The 17,215-nt window shown below is 69.1% G+C and carries 16 protein-coding genes; 14 read left to right on the top strand and 2 right to left on the bottom strand.

The window, feature by feature from the left end; genetic code table 11:
• Positions 1 to 140: 140 nt before the first annotated feature.
• The 10 genes from CURTO8I2_RS12655 to CURTO8I2_RS12610 all read left to right on the top strand — a co-directional run bounded on the left by CURTO8I2_RS12655 (position 141) and on the right by CURTO8I2_RS12610 (position 11,976).
• Positions 141 to 734 carry a 4'-phosphopantetheinyl transferase superfamily protein gene (locus CURTO8I2_RS12655; RefSeq protein WP_159681412.1) on the top strand — a complete coding sequence of 198 codons (594 nt, stop codon included), beginning with the start codon at positions 141 to 143 and terminating at the stop codon, positions 732 to 734.
• Between the two features lie 251 nt (positions 735 to 985).
• Complete coding sequence (gene rsmG, locus CURTO8I2_RS12650; protein ID WP_159681411.1) at positions 986 to 1,627, top strand: 16S rRNA (guanine(527)-N(7))-methyltransferase RsmG; 642 nt, start codon at positions 986 to 988, stop codon at positions 1,625 to 1,627.
• 171 nt (positions 1,628 to 1,798) lie between these two features.
• On the top strand, positions 1,799 to 2,611 hold the full coding sequence (locus CURTO8I2_RS12645; protein WP_159681410.1) for an AAA family ATPase: 813 nt from the start codon (positions 1,799 to 1,801) through the stop codon (positions 2,609 to 2,611).
• Positions 2,608 to 3,525, top strand: a complete 918-nt coding sequence (locus tag CURTO8I2_RS12640) for a ParB/RepB/Spo0J family partition protein (protein WP_159681409.1) — start codon at positions 2,608 to 2,610, stop codon at positions 3,523 to 3,525. The genes CURTO8I2_RS12645 and CURTO8I2_RS12640 overlap by 4 nt, the downstream gene beginning before the upstream one ends.
• Positions 3,526 to 3,621: 96 nt before the next feature.
• Positions 3,622 to 3,969, top strand: coding sequence for a DUF2946 family protein (locus tag CURTO8I2_RS12635; protein ID WP_159681408.1), 348 nt, complete (start codon positions 3,622 to 3,624; stop codon positions 3,967 to 3,969).
• Between the two features lie 54 nt (positions 3,970 to 4,023).
• Positions 4,024 to 5,319, top strand: a complete 1,296-nt coding sequence (locus tag CURTO8I2_RS12630; protein WP_159681407.1) for a TolC family protein — start codon at positions 4,024 to 4,026, stop codon at positions 5,317 to 5,319.
• Complete coding sequence (locus CURTO8I2_RS12625; protein ID WP_159681406.1) at positions 5,316 to 6,311, top strand: efflux RND transporter periplasmic adaptor subunit; 996 nt, start codon at positions 5,316 to 5,318, stop codon at positions 6,309 to 6,311. Before CURTO8I2_RS12630 ends, CURTO8I2_RS12625 begins: the two co-directional genes overlap by 4 nt.
• 359 nt (positions 6,312 to 6,670) lie before the next feature.
• Positions 6,671 to 9,838 (top strand): CusA/CzcA family heavy metal efflux RND transporter, encoded by a 3,168-nt coding sequence (locus CURTO8I2_RS12620; protein ID WP_159681405.1) that lies wholly within the window; start codon positions 6,671 to 6,673, stop codon positions 9,836 to 9,838.
• 798 nt (positions 9,839 to 10,636) lie between these two features.
• Complete coding sequence (locus tag CURTO8I2_RS12615; RefSeq protein ID WP_159681691.1) at positions 10,637 to 11,086, top strand: DUF192 domain-containing protein; 450 nt, start codon at positions 10,637 to 10,639, stop codon at positions 11,084 to 11,086.
• Positions 11,087 to 11,130: 44 nt separating this feature from the next.
• On the top strand, positions 11,131 to 11,976 hold the full coding sequence (locus CURTO8I2_RS12610) for a tetratricopeptide repeat protein (protein WP_159681404.1): 846 nt from the start codon (positions 11,131 to 11,133) through the stop codon (positions 11,974 to 11,976).
• 61 nt (positions 11,977 to 12,037) lie between these two features.
• Here the strand turns inward: CURTO8I2_RS12610 and CURTO8I2_RS12605 are convergent, their stop codons facing one another.
• On the bottom strand, positions 12,038 to 12,277 hold the full coding sequence (locus tag CURTO8I2_RS12605) for a rubredoxin (RefSeq protein WP_159681403.1): 240 nt from the start codon (positions 12,275 to 12,277) through the stop codon (positions 12,038 to 12,040).
• Positions 12,278 to 12,305: 28 nt separating this feature from the next.
• Here CURTO8I2_RS12605 and thiE point away from each other — a divergent pair, with 28 nt between their 5' ends.
• Genes thiE through CURTO8I2_RS12585 form a run of 4 tightly spaced genes read left to right on the top strand, consistent with a single transcriptional unit; the run spans position 12,306 to position 15,767 of the window.
• On the top strand, positions 12,306 to 12,932 hold the full coding sequence (gene thiE / locus CURTO8I2_RS12600; protein WP_159681402.1) for a thiamine phosphate synthase: 627 nt from the start codon (positions 12,306 to 12,308) through the stop codon (positions 12,930 to 12,932).
• Between the two features lie 23 nt (positions 12,933 to 12,955).
• Positions 12,956 to 14,251 carry a glutamate-1-semialdehyde 2,1-aminomutase gene (hemL, locus tag CURTO8I2_RS12595; RefSeq protein WP_159681401.1) on the top strand — a complete coding sequence of 432 codons (1,296 nt, stop codon included), beginning with the start codon at positions 12,956 to 12,958 and terminating at the stop codon, positions 14,249 to 14,251.
• Positions 14,248 to 15,147, top strand: coding sequence for an ion transporter (locus CURTO8I2_RS12590; protein ID WP_159681400.1), 900 nt, complete (start codon positions 14,248 to 14,250; stop codon positions 15,145 to 15,147). The genes hemL and CURTO8I2_RS12590 overlap by 4 nt, the downstream gene beginning before the upstream one ends.
• On the top strand, positions 15,144 to 15,767 hold the full coding sequence (locus tag CURTO8I2_RS12585; RefSeq protein ID WP_236551099.1) for an HAD family phosphatase: 624 nt from the start codon (positions 15,144 to 15,146) through the stop codon (positions 15,765 to 15,767). Before CURTO8I2_RS12590 ends, CURTO8I2_RS12585 begins: the two co-directional genes overlap by 4 nt.
• Positions 15,768 to 15,850: 83 nt before the next feature.
• Here the strand turns inward: CURTO8I2_RS12585 and CURTO8I2_RS12580 are convergent, their stop codons facing one another.
• Entirely contained in the window at positions 15,851 to 17,098 is a 1,248-nt protein-coding gene (locus tag CURTO8I2_RS12580; protein ID WP_159681398.1) for an acetylornithine transaminase, read from the bottom strand.
• Positions 17,099 to 17,215: the final 117 nt, after the last annotated feature.

The raw sequence follows: 17,215 nt of genomic DNA, 5'->3' as shown, positions 1-17,215 counted from the left end.
CGCCCGGTTCCACACTCACTGCCGACATCGTGTTGCCACTCCGAAAAGTTGTTCCGTACGCCGTGTCCGGCCCGCGGAACAGCGGTTTTAGCTTACGCTGGACGCCCTGCGGGATGCCAAAACCGGATGTTCAGCAAGGGATGTTCAGCAAAACCTTGAGCCTGGCCGACGCGCCGGTGCGCTATGCCTGGCGCGAGTACCGCCGCGGCCAGTCCGCCGAACTCCTGGTGCGCCCTTGGCTGGCCGACGCCCTCGATCGCCCCGCATCCGATATCGGCCTCGCACGCGACGGCCGTGGCCGGCCACAGCTGCAGGTGCCCGGCCACCCGGGTCTGGACGCGAACTGGAGCCACAGCGGCGACGCGCTGCTGGTCGCGCTGGGCGACGGCGTGGCCGTGGGCGTGGACATCGAGTGGCAGCGTCCGCGTCCACAGGCGATGGCGCTGGCGCAGCGCTTCTTCACTGCGGGCGAAGCGACGGCGCTGGCGAAGCGCGCACCCGACGATGCGGAAGCCGCGTTCGTGCAGTTGTGGTGTGCGAAGGAAGCGGTTCTAAAGGCGCATGGACATGGGCTGTCGTTCGGGCTCGATCGCCTGGAGTTCGCCGCACGCGACGATGGCTGGGCGCTGGTCGCCTGCGATCCTGCGCTGGGGACACCGGCGGACTGGCATCTGCATGCGTTCGCGCCGTTGCCGGGCTATCTGGCGACGGTGGCCTGGCGACAGGAGGAGTGAGCGGGCGTTCGGGCGGTTGAGTCGCGCGAGTGGGGATTCGGTGGGCTGAGGCTGTGCCCCCACCCAACCCTCCACCCGTAAAGGGCGCAATGCCCCGCAAGCGGGGGAGGGCTTTGGAAAAGCCGAGGCCCAAGGCAGATCGCGAGAGACATAGCCCTCCCCGGCTAGCGGGGGAGGGTTGGGTGGGGGCGATCCATCCGATCCAGCTGCGCCACGGACCCTGCGCCGCGCCAGCTTCTACAATGCGCCCCATGGAACTCACCGACGACACCGCGCTGCGCGCCGAACTCGAAGCCGGATTGCGCACGCTGGGCCTCGCGCCGACGCTGGCCGATCCGCTGCTCGCCTATCTCGCGCTCCTTGTGCGCTGGAACAAGACCTACAACCTCACGGCCGTGCGCGATCCGCGCGAGATGGTCGTGCGGCATCTGCTCGACTCGCTGGCGATGGTGCCGCACGTCGATGGCCTCGCCACGCTCGCCGATCTCGGCACCGGCCCCGGCCTGCCGGGCATTCCGCTGGCGATCGCCCTGCCCGGTCTCCACGTCACCCTGGTGGAGTCGAACGGTAAGAAGGCGCGCTTCCTGCGCGAGGCCGTGCGCCAGCTGAAACTGCGCAATGCGGACGTCGCCGAGTCGCGCATCGAAGCCGTCGACCGGCCCGGCGCCTTCGATGCCATCACCGCGCGTGCGCTGGCCACGCTGCCCGACATCCTCGCCGTCGGTGGCCATCTGCCGAAGACCGGCGGCGGTCGCCTGCTGGCGATGAAGGGCGTACACCCGGTCGACGAGATCGCCGCGCTGCCGGCTGGCTGGCGGCTCGACACGGTGACGCCGCTCAAGGTGCCCGGTCTCGACGCCGAACGGCATCTGGTCGTCGTCGCCCGTACCTGAGCCGCTGTCCCGCGGCCCGCGCGCATCGCCGGTTCAGCTGCAGCCGCGCCGCGCCCGCCCTGTGGACGCCGGGTCGGTGCGGTGTCCCCAAGCGACGCTTGGGGGGCATAATCCCCGGTCCGGCCGCCGCCCGCGGTGGCCGGCTCCCTTCCTGAACCTCGCACGGAGCCCATGGCCCGCATCATCGCCATCGCCAACCAGAAAGGCGGCGTCGGAAAGACGACGACGGCCGTGAACCTGGCCGCGGCGCTCGCGCGCACCCCGCTGCGCGTACTGCTGGTCGACCTCGATTCGCAGGGCAACGCGACGATGGGCTGCGGCATCGACAAGGGCGCGGTGCCGGTCTCGACCTGCGACGTGCTGCTGGGCGAAGTGGAGGCCGGCGACGCGATCGTGCAGACCGAGGAAGAGGTCGACCTGATTCCCGGCAACACCGATCTTACCGCCGCCGAACTCGAACTGATGGGCGCCGACGCGCGCGAGCAGCGCCTCAAACGCGCGCTCGAACCGCTGCGCGCGCGCTACGACTACATCCTGATCGACTGCCCGCCGGCACTGTCGCTGCTGACGCTCAATGCGTTGACCGCCGCCGACTCGGTGCTGGTGCCGATGCAGTGCGAGTACTACGCACTCGAAGGTCTGACCGCACTGCTGCAGACGATCGAGGCGATCCGGCAGAACCTCAATCCCGACCTCGAGGTCGAGGGCGTGCTGCGCACGATGTTCGACGTGCGCAACAACCTCGCCAACGCGGTGTCGGGCGAGCTGACGAACCATTTCGGCGACAAGGTGTTCCGCACCATCGTGCCGCGCAACGTGCGCGTGGCGGAAGCACCGAGCCACGGCCAGAGCATCGTCGGTTACGACAAGGGATCGCGCGGCGCGATCGCCTATCTCGGTCTCGCCGGCGAAGTGATCCGCCGTCAGCGCGAACGCGACGCCAAGCGCAATCAGGACGCCACTGCCATGGAGACGCCGGCATGACCGCTGCGAAGACGCCCGCCAAGAAACGTGGCCTGGGCCGCGGCCTCGAAGCCCTGCTCGGCCCCAAGGCCGCGGCCGAGGCGCCGAGCCTGGAGGCGACCGAACTCGACACGCTGCGCGTGCTGCCGATCGATGCGCTGAGCGCCGGCAAGTACCAGCCGCGCAAGCACTGGGACGCCGACAAGCTCAGCGAGCTGGCCGAGTCGATCAAGGCGCAGGGCGTGATCCAGCCGCTGGTCGTGCGCGAGCGGCCCGACCGCACCTTCGAGATCATCGCCGGCGAACGCCGCTGGCGTGCGTCCAAGCAGGCCGGCCTGAGCGAAGTGCCGGCGGTCGTGCGCAACGTCGAGGACCGCACGGTCGTCGCGATGGCGCTGATCGAGAACATCCAGCGCGAAGACCTCAACCCGCTGGAAGAAGCGCAGGCGCTGCAGCGACTGATCGACGAATTCGATCTCACGCACGCACAGGCCGCCGAGGCCGTGGGCCGTTCGCGCGCCGCGGTGTCCAACCTGCTGCGCCTGCTGGAACTGCCGCCGGCGATCCGCATCCTGGTCGAATCCAAGCAGCTGGAAATGGGCCATGCCCGCGCGCTGCTGACGCTGTCGCCGGAGCTCGCCAGCAAGCTGGCCAGCGACGCCGTGGAACACGGCTGGTCCGTGCGCGAAGTCGAACACCGCGCGCAGCAGTTCGCCGCCGGCCGCGTGCCGGGTGGCGACACGCGCACCGTCGCGCGCAACAAGGCGCGGCCCCAGGCGGACATCGTCTCGCTGGAGAACGAACTGTCGGAAACCCTGGGCACGCGCGTGTCGATCGCCAACGGCCGCGGCAACAAGGGCCGGCTGGTGATCCACTACGGCAATCTCGAGGCCCTCGACGGCGTGCTGGAGCGGCTGCGCGCGGAACGCGGCTGAGCGACGGCACGCGCATGGGGCCTGAGCACCGGCGTCCTGTGCGATCCCCGTCCGCTGGAATTGTGTAACGCGCGGCGGAGCCACTACCCTGCCCGGATGTTCCGTCGCCACGTCCCCTCGTTCTGGTCGCGCCCGCTGATGCTGGCGCTGCTGGTGCTGGGCCTGGTCGTGGCGCCGGTGCTGGTCGCGATGGGCAATACCTACGAAGTCGCGCACGGTGAAACCGCCGAGCAGCACGACCACGCGCCCGAGGCGCACGAAGATGGCGGCGATCTGCTGCACGCCGTCGCACATTGCGCCACGTGCGGCGCGCACACGCCCGCGTTGCCGCCGGTGTCGTCCCTGTTGACGCCGCCGGCGCTAGTCCACCCCGCATTGCCCGCGTTCGATGCCGTGCCCGCGCGCGTGCCCGATTCCCTGTTGCGACCGCCGATTTCCGCATGACGCCCGCGCTGGCCTGAGGCCGGCTTTTCGTCATCCCGGAATTGGAGCGTTCCCATGTTGTTGCGATTGGCGGCCCTGGCCGCCCTCGCCGCTGCGCCGTGCCTTGCGGCCGCGCAGTCGGCGCCCATGTTCGTGCGCGCAAGTGCGCAGACCCTGACCCTCGATGACGCGTTCGCGCGCGTCGCCGATGCCCATCCCGATCTGCGCATGTTCGACGGCCAGCGCGCGGTGTTCGATGCCGAACGCGAGGTTGCTGCGCTGCGACCGCCGCTTGAGGCCGGCATCGGGATCGAGAATCTCGGTCCCGATGCACCCGCACGCACGCTCGAAACCACGCTGACGCTGGCCGGCGTGTTCGAACGCGGCGGCAAGCCGGATGCGCGCCGCGCGCTCGCGCAGACGCGCATCGATGCGCTCGCCCTGCAGCGGGAAACCGCGCGCGTCGATCTGCTGGCCGAAACCGCGCGCCGCCATCTCGCCATCGTCGTCGCGACGCGGCGCCTCGAAATCGCGCAGGCCGATGTCGCACATCGCACGCGCTTTGTGGCCGCAGCGCGTCAGCGTTTCGCCGCCGGCGCCTCGCCCGAAGCGGTCGTGCTCACCGCGCAGGCGGCGCAGGCGCAGGCCGAGCTGCAGGTGGCCAGCGCCCGGCTGGAGATCGACACCGCGCAGCGCAGCCTGTCGATGCTGTGGGGCGATCCGGAGGCCGGCTTCGCCATCGCCGACAGTGATCCGCTGGCGCTGCCCGACATCGCCGACTTCGACACGTTGCGCACCCTGCTTGCGCGATCGCCGGAACTGCTGCAGTTCAACGACAAGGCGCGCATCGCCGAGGCGCGACTGCAACTCGCGCGCAGTGATGCGACGCCCGACATCGGCTGGCAGGCCGGCATCCGCCATCAACGCGAGACCGGCGACACCTCGCTGGTCGGCGGCTTCGTCGTGCCGCTGGGCAGTCGCGCACGTGCGCAGCCCGCGATCCGCGCCGCCTCGGCGGAACTGGCCCTCGTCTCGATCGAACGCGACGCCGGCGATCGTGCGCTGCAGGCCACGCTGGCTGAAGCGCATGGCCGCTATCGCGTCGCGCAGTCAACCGTGTCGCTGCTCGCGCGCGACGTGCTGCCGCGGCTGGGCCGCGCTGCCGGCGCGATCGAGCGCGCATGGCGCGCAGGCGCGGTGTCGTATCTCGAATGGTCGCAACTGCAGGACGCACGCAGTGATGCGCTGCGCCAGCAACTCGACGCCGCCGAAGCCGCCCAGATCGCATTGATCGAACTGCAGCGCCTGACCGGCCAGCCCCTCGTCGTCGCGCACGCGACGCCAGCGCCGTTCGAAGGAGACGCCCGATGAGGACGTACCCCCGTGTCACTTCCGCATCGCTCGCGCTTGCCCTGCTGCTGACACTGTCCGCCTGCGGCGACGCATCGACCGACGCTGCAGATGGCGGCACCGCCGCTGCACCACACGACGACAATGCCGACCCCGATCATGCAGATGGCGAACACGCAGACGACGAACACGCCGACGACGCCGCGACCATCGCAGCCGATATCGCCGACGATGTCGGCATCCGCGTTGCGCCCGTCGCCGCCGGCACCATCGCCGACCAGCACGAGGTGCAGGGCCTGCTGACCACGCTGGAAACCGGCAACGCCCGCGTGACCGCACGTTTCCCCGGCCCGATCCGCCGCCTGCACGCCGAAGTCGGCGATCGCGTGCGCGCCGGCCAGGCGCTGGCGACGATCGAGAGCAACCTCAGCCTGTCGACATATACAGTCGCAGCCCCGATCAGCGGCACGGTGCTGGCGCGCAACGCGTCCGTCGGCCAGAGCGCCGGCGAGGGCGCGGTGCTGTACGAGATCGCCGACCTGTCGACGCTGTGGGTCGACCTGCATGTCTTCGGCCGCGATGCCGAGCATCTCGCCGCCGGTTCGCCGGTGACGATCCGCCGCCTCGGCGACGGCGCCACCGCCGACACACGCATCGATCGCGTGCTGCCCGGCACCGCCACCGCGAGCCAGAGCACGATCGCCCGCGCGACGCTCGACAACGCCGACGGCCAATGGCGCCCGGGTTCGGCCGTACGCGCGATGGTCACCGTGTCGACGCAGCCCGCGGATCTGGTGGTGCCGCTGACGGCCCTGCAACAGATGGACGGCCGCGACGTGGTGTTCGTGCGCGAGGGCGATCGCTATGAGAAACGTGTGGTCACGCTCGGTCGGCGCGATGCGCGGCAGGTGGAGATCGTCGACGGCGTGACCGTGGGCGAAGACGTGGTCATCGAGCAGAGCTACACGATCAAGGCCGATCTGGAGAAGGCGGGAGCGGGTCATGCGCATTGAGGAGAAAGCGCGCCTATCGCGCGGGCACCTGACAGATTCCGCGCCAACCAAGGCCCTTCATTCCCGCGATTTTCAACAGCCGGCTGACTGGTCAGGCGGGGCTCTCAACAGCCGAACGGCTGGTCATCCAGGGACTTCGCTCTATGCACTTCTTTCCGATCGTCCATCGTCACGCAAGCCACTGGATTTCCGCCTTCGCGGGAATAACGGTGAGGGACGTGCGGGCTATACGTCGGAATCGAACGCAACAGAACACGGTTTCGGGCATGCGTTGAATCGCGACGCGCGTATCACGCGTGCATACGCACGTGCAGAAGCGTTGAAGCACCACTCAGGCTTCCCAGGCATCGGAGCCCCCCATGCTTGAGTCCCTCATCCACGCCTCCATCCGCCATCGCTGGCTGGTCCTCGCAGCGACGTTGCTGCTGATTGCCGTCGGCGGCTGGAGCTTCACCAGACTCCCGATCGACGCCACACCCGACATCACCAACGTGCAGGTGCAGATCAACACGTCGGCGCCGGGCTACTCGCCGCTGGAGACCGAACAGCGGGTCACGTTTCTTGTCGAGACCGCGCTCGCCGGTCTGCCGCAGCTCGACCACACCCGCTCGCTGTCGGCCTACGGCTTGTCGCAGGTCACCGTGGTGTTCGAGGACGGCACCGATCTGTACTTCGCGCGACAGCAGGTTGCCGAGCGTGTGCAGCAGATCCGCGGCCAGCTGCCGGACGATGTCGATGCCTCGCTGGGGCCGGCTGCGACCGGCCTCGGCGAGATCTTCATGTACACCGTCGAAGCCGACGCGGACGCGCGCAAAGCCGATGGCACGGCGTATACCGCGACCGATCTGCGCACGCTGCAGGACTGGGTGCTGCGGCCGCAGCTGCGCAACGTGCCTGGCGTCACCGAGGTCAACACGGTCGGGGGCTTCGCGCGGCAGATCCACATCACGCCGGAACCGGCGCTGCTGGTCGCACTCGATTTCAAGTTCGAGGATGTCGTCACCGCCGTCGCCAACAACAACCGCAACGTCGGCGCCGGCTACATCGAACGCAACGGCCAGCAGTTGCTGGTGCGGGTGCCGGGCCAAGTCGCCGATATCGAGGCGATCGGCAACATCGTCCTCGCGCGGCGCGATGGCGTGCCGATCCACGTGCACGACGTGGCGAGCGTCGGCGAAGGGCGCGAACTGCGCACCGGCGCGGCCACCCAGGATGGCGAGGAAGTCGTGCTCGGCACGGTGTTCATGCTGGTCGGCGAGAACAGCCGCACGGTGGCGCAGGCCGCGGCTGCGCGCCTCGAGACCGCGAATGCAAGCCTGCCCGATGGTGTGCGCGCGGTCGCGGTCTACGACCGCACGGCGCTGGTCGACCGCACCGTCCGCACCGTGGCGAAGAACCTGATCGAGGGCGCGTTGCTGGTGATCGTGGTGTTGTTCCTGCTGCTGGGCAACGTGCGCGCGGCGTTGCTGACCGCGCTGGTGATTCCACTGACGATGCTGTTCACCATCATCGGCATGCGCCAGGGCGGCGTGTCCGGCAATCTGATGAGCATGGGCGCGCTGGATTTCGGGTTGATCGTCGACGGCGCGGTGATCATCGTCGAGAACTGCCTGCGCCGGTTCGGCGAGGCGCAGCGACGGCTCGGTCGCCTGCTCGACACGACCGAGCGTCATGCGCTGGCGGCTTCGGCCAGTGCCGAGGTGATCCGGCCCAGCCTGTTCGGCCTGGGCATCATCGCCGCGGTCTACCTGCCGGTGTTCGCGCTCGAGGGGGTGGAAGGCAAGATGTTCCACCCGATGGCGATCACCGTGGTGCTGGCATTGACCGGCGCGATGCTGCTGTCGCTGACGTTCGTGCCGGCAACCATCGCGCTGCTGCTGCGCGGCCGCGTCGCCGAGCACGACAACCGGGTCATGCGCGCCGCACGTCGCGGCTATGCGCCCGCGCTCGACTGGGCGCTGCGGCATGGGCGCTGGCTGGTCGGCGGTGCACTGGTGCTGGTGCTGGCCTGCGGCTGGCTGGCGACGCGGCTGGGCAGCGAGTTCATCCCCAGCCTCGACGAGGGCGACATCGCGCTGCATGCGATGCGCATTCCCGGCACCGGCATCGAACAGTCAGTGGCGATGCAACGCGTGCTGGAACGCCGCCTGCTGCAGGCGCCCGAGGTCGCCCACGTGTTCTCGCGCATCGGCACGCCCGAGGTCGCCAACGATCCGATGCCGCCCTCGGTCGCCGACACCTTCGTGATCCTGCATCCGCGTGCCGACTGGCCCGATCCGCGCAAGCCGCGTGCCGCACTGGTCGCCGAACTCGAAGCCATCGCCGCGGCACTGCCCGGCAACAACTACGAGTTCACCCAGCCCATCCAGATGCGTTTCAACGAGCTGATTTCCGGCGTGCGCAGCGACGTGGCGGTGAAGGTCAACGGCGACGATCTGGAACAGCTGCAGGCGGTCGCCGCCGAGGTTGAACGCGTGCTGCAGGGCATCGACGGCGCCGCCGACGTGCGGATCGAAGCCGTCGACGGCCTGCCGTTGCTGGAGATCGCCCCCGACTCGCGGGCGATGGCGCGTTACGGCCTCAATCCCGGTGATGTGCAGCGCGTGGTCGCCGCTGCAATCGGTGGCGAAACGGCGGGGCAACTGTTCGATGGCGACCGCCGGTTCGACATTGTGGTGCGCCTGCCCGAATCGCTGCGCGGCGATCCAGCCGCGCTCGCCGACCTGCCGATTCCGATCGCGGGCACGGCAGGCGACAGCGCCGACGAGTCCGACCGCACGGGCACCTGGGCCAGTGGCACGCCACGCACGGTGCCGCTGCGCGAGGTGGCGACCATCGGCACCCAGCTCGCGCCGAACCAGATCAACCGCGAGAACGGCAAGCGCCGCATCGTTGTCACCGCCAACGTGCGCGGGCGCGATCTCGGCAGCTTCGTCGGCGAACTGGAAGCCGCGGTGGCCGAAGACGTCACGCTGCCAACCGGCTACTGGATCGACTACGGCGGCACGTTCGAACAGCTGCAATCGGCCAGCCAGCGGTTGTCGCTCGTAGTGCCGCTGACACTGCTGCTGATCCTCGCGCTGTTGTTCATGGCGTTCGGCTCGCTGCGCGACGCACTGGTGGTCTTCAGCGGCGTGCCGCTGGCACTGACCGGAGGCGTACTGGCCTTGGCGGCGCGCGGCATTCCACTGTCGATCTCGGCCGGCGTCGGCTTCATCGCACTGTCGGGCGTCGCCGTGCTCAACGGCCTGGTCATGCTGACCTTCATCCGCAAACTGCGCGAGGACGGCATGGACCTGCACACCGCCATCGTCGACGGCGCGCTCGGGCGTTTGCGTCCCGTGTTGATGACCGCACTGGTCGCCTCGCTCGGCTTCGTGCCGATGGCGTTCAACGTCGGCGCGGGTGCGGAAGTGCAGCGGCCACTGGCGACGGTCGTCGTCGGCGGGATCATCTCGTCGACGCTGCTGACGCTGCTGGTGTTGCCGGTGTTGTACCGCTGGGTGCATCGCAAGCACGCGACTTGACCGAGCACTGGAACGGGGCCGCTTCGGCAGCGGCTCTCACTCCGACGTTCCGTCGTGAGACCGGATTGGAACCGTGTCTCAGCTGAGGCTTGAGTGCGCGAGGGCCCGCTCCTTCCCCCGCATGCGGGGCATTGCACCCTTTACGGGTGGAAGGCTGGGATGGGGGCGATCATCCAGTTCGCTGGGCCCGGGGACGCAGACAAAGCTGTCGATAGCGCCATCTCACCTTTGCGTGCCGCTGATCGATTGCCCCCACCCAACCCTCCCCCGCTTCGCGGGGGAGGGCTACAGNCAGAACTCGAACTACTCACCAGCATTTGCATGCTTTTGAATCTTTCTTGCTCTTTCTAGAACGTCTGCTAATGGACTAACACCACCAGCCAGACGTCCGCATAAGTATCCTGCGCACACTGTCAAAGATCTGCGGAAGCGGCCTCAGCGCCTGCTTCCCACTGCTTCGTCGTTTCCTCCGAAGCGAGCCGCCCATCTTAGCGCGGTTTTGGCTTTCGTCAACACCTCGTTGAGGGCTGGTTTCCGCCGTCTTCAGCGTCCGGCCCGAAGGCGTTTCGTTGAAGCGAGCCGCACATCTTACCGCGACTTTCGAGGCTGTCAACACCGCGTGAAGGCTGTTGTCGTTCTCGTCCCGCCTTGCCTGCTGCGCCGAAGTGCAGTCCGCCAAGCGGGGCGCGAATTATGCATAGATGAAATCGGTTTGGGAACCCTGCACGCGAGATTTTTTTCTTGACGCTCGGACGGCGCTTGCCGAAGGTGGATGCAGTCCATCCAGCCGGTACTTCCATGCGCGCTCTCCGTCTTCTTCTGCTCTCCCTGCTTGCGTCCTTTCTGCTGCCCGCGTGTGCGAGTGGCGGAGACTGGGTGGAACTCGCAGGCAACCGCTACACCGTCGAGATCGCGGCAACGGACGACGCGCGCGCACGCGGGCTGATGTTCCGCGACACCCTGGAAAACGGGCACGGCATGCTCTTCATCCATGACAGCGAAGCGCCGCAGGCCTACTGGATGAAGAACACGCGCATCGCGCTCGACATTCTCTATTTCGATGACGCCCGCAGGCTGGTCTCGCAGCAGCGCGACGTGCCGCCGTGCTCCGGCGGCAATCGCTGTCCGTCGTATCCCAGTGAGGGCGCCGCGCGCTATGTGCTCGAACTCAATGCCGGCGAAGCCCAGCGGATCGGCCTGAAGGACGGCGAGACACTGACACTCTCGCCGTCGATTCCGTCCCCCTGACCCATGACCGCGCGCCCGCACGTCGCCCGATCGCGCCGGACACCATGAAGACTGCATTGCAGTTGCCCGAGTGGTCGACGCTGGCGGGGACCCCGGACACGTCGATGCCGCTGTTCGCCTGCGCGCTGTTGATCGCGCGTGACGATTATCCCGCACTGGACATCGCACGTTGCGACGCAGCGCTGCAGACCCATGCGCATCACCTGCGGATCGAAGTCGATGCCATCGGCCCGACGCCGCTGAAGATGCAGGCGATCAACCGGCATCTCTTCGAGGAGATCGGCTACGCCGGCAACCACGACGCCTACTACGACCCCCGCAACAGCTACCTCAACCGGGTGATCGAGCGCCGGCTCGGCAATCCGATCATGCTCGCCGTGGTGCAGATGGAGGTCGCGCGCCGGTTGGGCGTGGCGCTGGACGGGATTTCCTTCCCGGGACACTTCCTGGTCCGGCTGCCCGTGGATGACGGCATGCTGGTGATGGACCCGTTCAACGGCGGCTTGCCGCTGGACCTCGAGGCGTTGCGGGCCCGCGCCGCGCCGCACGTCGAAGGCGGGCCGCCGGACGACGACACTCTGGCCCGTCTGCTGTACCCGGCAACGACGCGGACGATGCTGATGCGCATGCTGCGCAACCTGCACGGGAGCTACGCCCAGGCGGACGACTGGGTCCGCGCAGTGCGCTGCGCCGATCGGCTGCTGTCGCTGTCGCCCGATGCGCCCGATGCGCTGCGCGACCGCGGCCTCGGCTATCTGGCGCTGGGCCATGTGACCGGCGCCCGCGAAGACCTGGGACAGTACGTTGTGCGGTACCCGGATGCCGCCGACGCGGACGCGGTGCGGGAGCAGCTGGTCCGGATCGGACGCGCGCGCGATCGCGCGCATTAGCCGGTGCCCGTCGTGACACGGGACACGGATGCGGGGTCGACAGGCGACCCTGCGCTGCGCGTCAGAGCGCCATCATCTCGAAATCGTCCTTGGTGACGCCGCAGTCGGGGCAGGTCCAGGTCTCGGGCACGTCGGCCCAGCGCGTGCCCGCGGCAATGCCCTCGTCCGGAATGCCGACAGCCTCGTCGTAGATGAAACCGCAGACCACGCACATCCACGTCTGGTAGGCGCCCTGCGTCGTCGGTTCGTTCATCGGATAATGACCATATGCGGCATTGGAATCGGAGCCGCATTGTCCCATCGCGCTCCCCCCACCGGAACCCACGTCGATGAACGCCTCCCCGCCCGTGCCACGCGGCCTGTATCTGCTCACGCCCGACGGAGTCGAGACCGCGCAGCTGCTGGCCCAGGTCGCCTCGGTCCTGCCGCATGCCACGTGGCTGCAGTACCGCAACAAGCGCGCCGACGCCGCCCTACGCCGGGCGCAGGTGCAGGCCCTGCTGCCGCTGTGCCGGGCGACCGGTGTGCCGCTGATCGTCAACGACGACTGGCGGCTCGCCGCCGATCTCGGCGCCGACGGTGCGCATCTGGGCGAGGACGACGGCGCATTGATCGACGCACGTGCGGCGCTGGGCGACGAGGCGATCCTCGGCGCCTCCTGCTACGACGACATCATGCTGGCGCAGCGCGCGGTCGACGCCGGCGCGAGTTACGTCGCGTTCGGTGCGTTCTTCCCCTCGCCCACCAAGCCCGATGCCCGCGTCGCGCGCAAGTCCTTGCTGCGCGATGCGGAGCCGCTCGGCGTACCCCGGGTGGCGATCGGCGGCATCACGCCGGAGAATGCGCGCCAGCTCGCCGCCGCCGGCGCCGATCTCGTCGCCGTCATCAGCGGTGTCTTCGCCGCACGCCATCCGGCCGCCGCCGCACACGCCTACCGGGCCGCTTTCGGCCTGTGACCTTTCTGTCTTCTGGAGTTCCCATGGATACGTCCCGCTCGCATGCCCTGTTCGAACGCGCCCGGACGCTGTTGCCCGGCGGCGTCAATTCGCCGGTGCGCGCGTTCAAGTCGGTCGGCGGCGAACCCTTCTTCGTGCAGCGCGCGGACGGTCCCTACCTGTTCGACGTCGACGGCAACCGCTACATCGATTACGTGGGCTCGTGGGGCCCGATGATCGCCGGACACAATCACGCGGCCGTGCGCCAGGCGGTCAAGCGCGCGATCGGCGACGGCCTGTCCTTCGGCGCACCGTGCGAGGCCGAGGTCACGATGGCCGAGCGCATCACCGCGCTGGTGCCATCGATGGAGATGGTGCGCATGGTGAACTCCGGCACCGAGGCCACGCTGTCGGCGATCCGCCTGGCGCGCGGCGCGACCGGGCGCACCCGCATCGTCAAGTTCGAGGGCTGCTACCACGGCCACGGCGACTCGTTCCTGGTCAAGGCCGGCAGCGGCGCGCTCACCCTGGGCGTTCCGACCTCGCCGGGCGTGCCGAAGGCGCTGGCCGATCTGACGCTGACCCTGCCCTACAACGATTTCGACGCGGCGACCGCACTGTTCAACGATGTCGGCGCGGACATCGCCGGCCTGATCATCGAGCCTGTCGTCGGCAACGCCAACTGCCTGCCGCCGCGCGACGGGTATCTGCAGCACCTGCGCGATCTGTGCACGCGGCACGGCGCGCTGCTGATCTTCGACGAGGTGATGACCGGCTTCCGCGTCGCGCTGGGCGGCGCGCAGGCGCGCTATGGCGTGACGCCGGATCTCAGCACCTTCGGCAAGATCATCGGCGGCGGCATGCCGGTCGGCGCCTATGGCGGACGCCGCGCCCTGATGGAACAGATCGCGCCGGCCGGGCCGATCTACCAGGCCGGTACGCTGAGCGGCAATCCGGTGGCGATGGCCGCGGGTCTGGCGATGCTGGACCTGGTGTCCGAGCCGGGATTCCACGATGCGCTGGAAGCGGCGTCGAACGCGTTGTGCGACGGGCTCGAAGCCGCCGCGCGGGACGCGGGCGTGCCCTTCACCACCACGCGTGTCGGAGGCATGTTCGGCATGTTCTTCACCGATCAGACGTCCGTGGATACCTACGCGCAGGCGGTCGCCTGCGACAGCGGTGCGTTCAACCGCTTCTTCCACGCGATGCTGGCGCGCGGCGTCTATCTCGCGCCGTCGGCATTCGAGGCCGGCTTCATGTCGTCGGCGCATGATGCACCGGTGATCGAGGCGACCATCGCCGCAGCCCGCGGCGCGTTCGCGGAGGTCGCCGGCGCATGAACCGGCCCGGCGCCCGTCCGGAGGAGTTCGATCCGCAGGCCAGCGTGTTCGAACGCGATTTCCTGCCGGCGCGCCCGACCGGATTGCGCAACCGGTTCTATCGCCTGCTGTTCCACCACGAGACCGCCAGCGAACGCAATTTCGATCTGGCACTGATCGCGACGATCCTCGTCAGCGTGGTCGTCGTGTTGCTCGACAGCGAGCCGTCGATCAAGGCCCGCTGGCATCACGCGCTGCTGGTCGCGGAATGGGCGTTCACCATCCTGTTCACGATCGAATACGGCCTCCGGCTGTGGGCCGTGCGCCGGCCGCTGCGCTATGCCACCAGCTTCTTCGGCGTCATCGACCTGATGGCCATCCTGCCGAGCTACCTGTCGTTGATCTTCGCCGGCAGCCAGTACCTGTTGGTGATCCGCGTGCTGCGCCTGCTGCGCGTGTTCCGCGTGCTCAAGCTGGTGCAGTACTCCAGCGAGGCGGGCGTGCTGATCACCGCCCTGTCGCGGAGCCGGCGCAAGATCGCCGTCTTCGTCTGCACGCTGGTCACCATCGTGATCATCTTCGGCGCGCTGATGTACGTCATCGAGGGGCCCGAACACGGCTTCACCAGCATTCCCACCGGCATGTACTGGGCCGTGGTCACGATGGGCACGGTCGGCTTCGGGGACATCTCGCCGGGCACGCCGGTGGGGCGCTTCATCACCTCGATCCTGATCCTCATCGGCTACAGCATCATCGCCGTGCCCACCGGCATCTATACCGCCGAGCTCGCCAGCACGCTGCGCCCGAAGCGTCGCCACGTGCGCTGCCGCGAATGCGGCCTGCAGGACCACGAGCAGGAAGCCTGGCATTGCCGCCGCTGCGGCGCCGGCCTGCCCGCGGAAGACCCATCGCAGTGAGCACGACGCCGCCGGTGTTGCGGCTGGTGCTGTTCGACTTCGACGGCGTGCTGGCGCGCTATTCGCACCACGCACGGCTTGCGTCACTCGCGCGGGTGGCCGGCTGCACGCCGGCGCGCGTGTCGGCGGTGCTGTTCGAGTCGGGGCTGGAGCGCGCGTACGACAGCGGCGCGCTCGATACGGCGGCCTATCTGCAGCAGCTGGGTGCAGGCCTCGGGTGCACGATCGACGCGGACACGTGGCTCGATGCGCGCATTGCCGGCACCCGGGCGGAGCCGATCGCGCTGGACCTCGTCGCAGCGGTCGCGTCCAAGGTGCAGGTCGGCGTGCTGACCAACAACGGCGCGCTGATGCTGGATGCGATTGTCCGCATCGTCGCGCCGTTGTTTCCGATGCTCGACGGACGCGTGCTGTGCAGCGGTTCGCTGGGGGTGCGCAAGCCGGACCGCGCGATCTTCGAGCACGCGCTCGCGCATTTCGACGTCAGCGCGCGGGAGGCCCTGTTCGTCGACGACCTCTTCGTCAACGTCCAGGGCGCACGCGCCGCCGGCCTGCACGCCGACACGGTGGTCGACGCGCGATCGCTGCGGACGGTGCTGCGGCGTTACGGGCTGGTCTGAGCGCGCGCCACTGCGGCATGCAGGCCGGCGACTACCGGGCCGTCGTCGTTGGCGATGCGGAACGTGCGGGGGTCCGCGGCGACTCAGCCGGCAGCGAGGGCATCGGCGATCGCCGCACGCAGGCGCGCCAGGCCGTCGGCGATGTCGGCGTCGGTAATGTTCAGCGCGGGCACGAACCGCAGCACGTCGGGGCCGGCCTGCAGCATCAGCAGGCCGTGGCGCGCGGCGTGGTCGAGGATCGTCGCGGCTTTGCCGGCATGCTCGGGACGCAGCACAGCGCCGAGCATCAGGCCGCGGCCGCGGACTTCCGAGAACAGGCCGAACTCGGCATCGAGCGCGGCGAGGCCGTCGCGCAGTGCGCGTGACTGGCGTTGCACGTTCGCGGCGATCCCGGGCGACGCGAGCTTGCGCAGCGCGACCCGCGCGACCGCGGCGGCCAGCGGATTGCCGCCGAAGGTGGTGCCGTGATCGCCGAACTGCATCGCCTCGGCGACCTTCGGGCCGGCCAGCAACGCGCCGATCGGGAAGCCGCCGCCAAGCGCCTTGGCCAGGGTGACGATGTCGGGCACGACGCCATCCTGGGGATGCGCGAACAGCGTGCCGGTGCGGCCCATGCCGCACTGGATCTCGTCGAGCGCCAGCAGCGCGTCATGGCGATCGCACAGCGCGCGCACCGCGGCCAGATACCCATCGGCAGCGGGCATGACGCCGCCCTCGCCCTGCACCGGCTCGAGCATCACCGCCGCGACGTCGCCACTCGACATCGCGGCCTCTAGCTGGGCGATGTCGTTGAAATCGACGTAGCGGAAGCCGCCGGGCAGCGGCTCGTAGCCGGCCTGGTATTTCGGCTGCGCGGTCGCGGTGACCGCGGCCAGCGTGCGGCCGTGGAAGCTGCCGCGGGCGGTCACGATGACGCGGCAGTCCGGGCTGCGGCCCTGGGCAGTGGCCCACTTGCGCACGAGCTTGATCGCCGCCTCGTTGGCTTCGGCGCCCGAGTTGCACAGGAAGGCGCGCGTGGCGAAACCGCTGGCCTCGACCAGTTCGGCCGCCAGCCGCAGCGGCGGTTCGCTGAAGAAGACGTTGCTGGTGTGCCACAGCTTGCCGGCCTGGTCGACCAACGCGGCCACGAGATCGGGATCGTTGTGGCCGAGCCCGCAGACGGCGATGCCCGCCGACAGATCGACGTACTCGCGGCCTTCGCTGTCCCAGACGCGCGCGCCGTCGCCGCGCTCGAGCACCAGTTCGCGCGGACGGTAGACCGGCAGCACGTGACGCTGGGCAAGGGCGATGAGATCGGCGGCAGTGCCGGGCGGCGGCGGGGAAGCGGTCATGGGTGCAGGGGGTTCCATCGGAAAGCGCAGGCGGTCGCCGGCGCGGCCATTATCGGGCCGGGCAAGCGACACCGCCAACGCAGGCGCGCGCGCGGCGAACCCGCGCCCCTAGAATCG

The organism is Luteimonas sp. 9C, from assembly GCF_902506295.1.
In the GTDB taxonomy this organism is placed as follows: domain Bacteria; phylum Pseudomonadota; class Gammaproteobacteria; order Xanthomonadales; family Xanthomonadaceae; genus Luteimonas.
This window is presented reverse-complemented; position numbering and strand designations above follow the sequence as displayed.